The organism is Tardiphaga sp., assembly GCF_044340795.1.
In the GTDB taxonomy this organism is placed as follows: domain Bacteria; phylum Pseudomonadota; class Alphaproteobacteria; order Rhizobiales; family Xanthobacteraceae; genus Tardiphaga.
The window spans coordinates 1-4,357 of the sequence record NZ_JBIISY010000360.1 but is presented as its reverse complement, the minus strand read 5'-3'; the positions used below and the strand labels follow the sequence as shown (position 1 = coordinate 4,357).

Annotated in this window: 4 protein-coding genes and 1 pseudogene; 2 read left to right on the top strand and 3 right to left on the bottom strand. The window is 53.7% G+C overall.

The features are described from left to right. Positions 1-199 (bottom strand): annotated as a pseudogene (locus tag ACIQ17_RS31280) (hypothetical protein); the annotation flags it as partial. A gap of 177 nt (positions 200-376) precedes the next feature. Between ACIQ17_RS31280 and ACIQ17_RS31275 the strand changes: the two are divergent. Beyond that, complete coding sequence (locus tag ACIQ17_RS31275; protein ID WP_398473391.1) at positions 377-1,186, top strand: enoyl-CoA hydratase/isomerase family protein; 810 nt, start codon at positions 377-379, stop codon at positions 1,184-1,186. Between the two features lie 53 nt (positions 1,187-1,239). Here the strand turns inward: ACIQ17_RS31275 and ACIQ17_RS31270 are convergent, their stop codons facing one another. Beyond that, a complete protein-coding gene (locus ACIQ17_RS31270; RefSeq protein ID WP_398473390.1) occupies positions 1,240-3,204 on the bottom strand; it encodes an AMP-binding protein in 1,965 nt (654 codons plus the stop codon). 123 nt (positions 3,205-3,327) lie between these two features. Between ACIQ17_RS31270 and ACIQ17_RS31265 the strand changes: the two genes are divergently transcribed. Beyond that, entirely contained in the window at positions 3,328-3,993 is a 666-nt protein-coding gene (locus ACIQ17_RS31265) for a transglutaminase family protein (RefSeq protein ID WP_398473389.1), read from the top strand. A gap of 36 nt (positions 3,994-4,029) precedes the next feature. Here the strand turns inward: ACIQ17_RS31265 and ACIQ17_RS31260 are convergent. Further along, a partial coding sequence (locus ACIQ17_RS31260; RefSeq protein WP_398473388.1) for an acyl-CoA dehydrogenase family protein occupies positions 4,030-4,357 on the bottom strand: 328 nt, incomplete at its 5' end.

Here is a 4,357-nt window from a genome sequence, read left to right as displayed (position 1 = left end):
GATCACCCCGACATAGGCCATTCGCTGACAGAACGGATGTTAAGCGTTCGACGCGATCGAGCAATTCGCCGTAGCTTATTTCTCGGCCCTGATACTCGATCGCAACCTGGCTCGATTGAACCTTTGCGCGGCTCCGAAATAGCTCGCTCACTGTTTGGCACGAGCCAGCCATCGTGATGCCGTCGAGTTCGGCAGGCATGTTTGATTCACTCCCAGGGTGTCTTGTTCCGTCATGGGCAGCTCGATAGAGCTGAACTATATGCTTGCAGCATCACCGGATCAAACCTAAAATCTAACAGATGTTCGAAAAAGGACAGGCGACAGGTCGCATGTACCGTCGTTGCCGCAAACACGGTGAGAAAGATAGGAGATACAAATGGCCGATCGTTACGCCGCCTACACAAGCTTGAAGCTCGATTATCCATCCGAAAGAATACTTCGCATTACCTTTGACCGTCCGGAAACCTACAACTCCGTGGACGCCGCGACCCATACCCAACTTACTCATATCTGGCGCGATATTAATGAAGATCCGGATATCAATGCCGTCATAGTCACGGGAGCAGGTAAAGCATTCTCTGCAGGAGGGGACTTCGAACTGATCAAGAGTATCCTCGACGATCCCAAAGCCCGCATGTCGACTTGGAAAGAGGCAAAAGACCTCGTTTACAACGTTATTAACTGCAATAAGCCGATCATTTCGGCTATAAACGGCGTAGCGGTGGGCGCCGGACTTGTCGTTGGGATCTTGGCGGATGTCTCGATCTGCGGAAAATCTGCTCGCATTGTTGATGGACATACTCGACTAGGTGTTGCCGCCGGCGACGTTGCCTGCATTATCTGGCCGCTGCTGTGCGGGCTCGCCAAGGCGAAGTACTATCTTTTGACATGCAAGCCGCTTTCTGGATCGGAAGCGGAGCGCATCGGACTAGTTTCATTGTGTGTCGAAGATGCCGAACTTCAAAAGATTGCACTGGAAACAGCCGAAGATCTGGCGACTGGGGCACAGAGCGCGATCCGTTGGACGAAGTATGCCTTGAACAATTGGCTTCGCGTCAACGGCCCACTGTTCGATACCTCCACAGCGCTGGAGATACTCGGTTTTACAGGCCACGAAGCACGCGAAGGTCTCGCATCGCACCTCGAGAAGCGCAAACCAGTATTCCCACCGGATTGTCCAATCTGATTCGCTCGAGATGATTACAAAGAGGGCCGGTTCATCCGGCCCTCTTTATAACGTCACAGATTCGCAAGTTTCGCACGCAAGTGTTCGACCGCCTCGGGATTAGCCAATGCCGAAAGATCGCCTGGATCTTCGTTTGCGAGAACCGCGCGAAGCACCCGGCGCATGATCTTCATGTTCCGTGTGCGCGGTAGGTCCTCGAGGAATAGAATTGTTTCCGGGCGATACGAAGCGCCCATGCCCGATACGATGGCAGATGAGAGCTGAGCCACGAGGTTGGAATTGCCCTCAACTTCCGGCATCAGAACGCAAGCACATACGATCGCCGATCCTTTGATCGCATGTGGAATTCCAAACACTGCAGCCTCCGCTAATTTTCCAGTTGCGATCAAAATTCCTTCAAGCTCGGCTGGACCGGTGCGTTTTCCCGATATCTTGATGGTGTCGTCAGACCGGCCCAGGATGTAATATAAGCCATCCGCCTTGCGCACCGCGAAGTCGCCGTGGACCCATATTCCGGAGATAGTACTCCAATAGCTCTCAATGTACCGGTCGTCCGCCTTCCAAAGACCCTTCGTTAATCCAATCGAGGAATGACGTAACACCAGTTCGCCGACGACCCCATCCGGCACCCGCGCCCCGCTGAGATCGACGATGTCAGCTCCAACGCCAAGCGCAGGGCGCGAAAACGAGCCGGGATTCATCGGGTGATTTGGGGTTCCGGTAAATATGCACCCCCCGACCTCGGTCCCGCCAGAGATATTGATGATCGGGATTTTCCTTTTGCAGACATGCTCGAAGAACCACATCCAAGGCGCGGTGGTCCATGCTTCGCCACCTGATGCGGTCATCCTCAGGCTCGAGAGGTCGTATGTTTCGACCTCGTCGCCATAGCGCATCAAACTGCGCACAATCGTTGGCGACACGCCAAGATATGTAACCTTGTAATCGGCGATAAGACGCCAGAACCGCCCAGTGTCCGGGAAGTCAGGCGTTCCTTCCGCGATCAGCAGGCTGCCGCCGGCGAAGCTTGGGATGCAGGCGCACATCGCGCCGACCATCCAGCCCATATCACTAAAAAAGAAGAAGCGATCGTCGGGCTTGAAGTCACCGCAGATGATCATATCGCGCGTCACCATCGAGCCAATGAAGCCGATATGCGTCCAGACACATCCCTTAGGCTCACCCGTCGTACCCGATGTGTAAAGTAGGATCGCCGGATCTTCAGCCTGCATCTCGGCTGTAGCCATCATCGAACCGGCGGATTCGACCACATCATGCCACCAGCGGTCGCGGCCACTTTGCATCGGCGTTTCGATTTCAATACCGACTCGCCGAGCCACGATTACGTGCTTCACCGAAGGTGCGTGTTCTAACGCCGTGTCCAACACGGATTTGAGGGCACCCGCTTCGCCACGGCGCCACGTGCCGTTGGCGGTGATGACGGCCTTGGCCTCGCCATGGTTCAATCTTGATCTGATCGGAGCTGGGCCGAAACCAGAAAAGAGCGGCATCACGATAGCGCCGAGCTTCAAAATCGCGAAGAATGCAACGAATGTTTCGGGAAGGTTTGGCATGTAGATCGCGACGACATCGCCTCGCTGAATACCGATGTCGTGTAAACCTTGCGCCAGCCGGCTCACCTCGAAATCCAATTCACGATAAGTCATTGAGCTCCGCTCGTGCCTATCTTCGCCTTCCCAGACAAGAAAGGTCTGGTCCCACACCGCCGTTGCACGATGTTTGTCGATGCAGTTGAGAACGATATTGGTGGTGCCTCCTACGCACCAGCGCGCCCATGCTTCGCCTCTCGATACATCGAGCATCTCGTCGTATTGACGATAGAATCGAATTTCGCAAAACTTTATGACCTCCTGCATCAGCCAAGCGGGATCTTCTTCGGCCTTAGCAGCCAGGCTGTCGTAGCTTTCTTCACCGACGGCGAGCAAGAATGCCGTCAGGTTGCTTTGAGCGACCAATTCAGGGGGAGGAGTCCAGATGAAGGATGTGCTTTCGCTCATGTTATGCTTCTGCGATCTTACTCGTTTGGGAGCTCGCAGCCTAACGTCTGGGTCGAGTTTGCGTCAATGGGAGCTATCCATTTTTCTAACATCTGTTAGAAATGGTCGTCGGTGAGGAATGTCATGGAAATGATTTCTTGTGAATGGTTAGCTTCGACACCGCATATCGATATACACTCGGCCGAAGTTCGAGAGTTTGTCCTCGGCAACCTTCCGCAGGCCGATACATTATCGCCGACCGAGAAGGCGGTTCGCCTGTTCGATGCCGTTCGCGACCAGATCGAATATAATCCGTTTAATATTGGAACGACACCTGATGACTATCGGGCCAGCCACATCGCTAAGCAACCGTCAAACTATTGCGTTCCAAAAGCGGTTCTTTTAACCGCCGCTCTACGCGCAGTGGGTATTCCAGCTGCTGTAGGCTTCGCCGACGTACGCAATCATCTGAACTCGGTAAAGCTGGCCAACCTCATGGAGACGGACCTTTTCATCTATCATGGCTATGTGGCGCTCTGGCTGGGCGAAAACATGCTCAAAGTTACACCCGCATTTAATAGTGAGATGTGTCAAAGATTCGGTGTCAAGCCGCTCCTTTTCGACGGTAGGAGCGATGCGCTTTTCCACGAATTCGACGTTAACAGCCGCAGACACATGGAGTATGTCAATGATCGTGGATTGTTCGTAGATCCGCCCATCAAGCGGATTTTGAAAGAGTTTGAAACCAAGTATCCTAAGTTGTGGCGATCGAGCGCCGATCGAACACGCATCCGCGACGCGTCTTTCTAAACTATGCCAAGATCCTATCGGCTCAATCGCCAGCGGTTATTTGGCGTATTGTAGCGCTATCCGGCCGATTTTTTCACGTGCAATAACAAGCTTTTGGATTTGGGCGGTGCCGTCGCCGATCTGAAGCCCCATGACATCGACGTAACGTTGGTAAAACGGGAGGTCGGTCGTGTAACCGTAATGCCCGTGCGTCAGGAGGCATTGATGAATTATTTCGCAGGTTACCTTGGGTACGTACCATTTGCACATCGCTGCCTCGGCGGTGTGAGGCAGCCCACGATCGCGCAGAGATAAAGTGTAGAAACAGAGCTGCCTCATCATCGCGAGTTGGGTTTCGGCCTCAGCCAGCGGGAAACTTACACCT

Excerpts from the sequence above, each read along its gene's own strand:
- ACIQ17_RS31275 (WP_398473391.1), top strand. The coding sequence starts at position 377 with ATGGCCGATCGTTACGCCGCCTACACAAGCTTGAAGCTCGATTATCCA.
- ACIQ17_RS31270 (WP_398473390.1), bottom strand. The coding sequence starts at position 3,204 with ATGAGCGAAAGCACATCCTTCATCTGGACTCCTCCCCCTGAATTGGTC.
- ACIQ17_RS31265 (WP_398473389.1), top strand. The coding sequence starts at position 3,328 with ATGGAAATGATTTCTTGTGAATGGTTAGCTTCGACACCGCATATCGAT.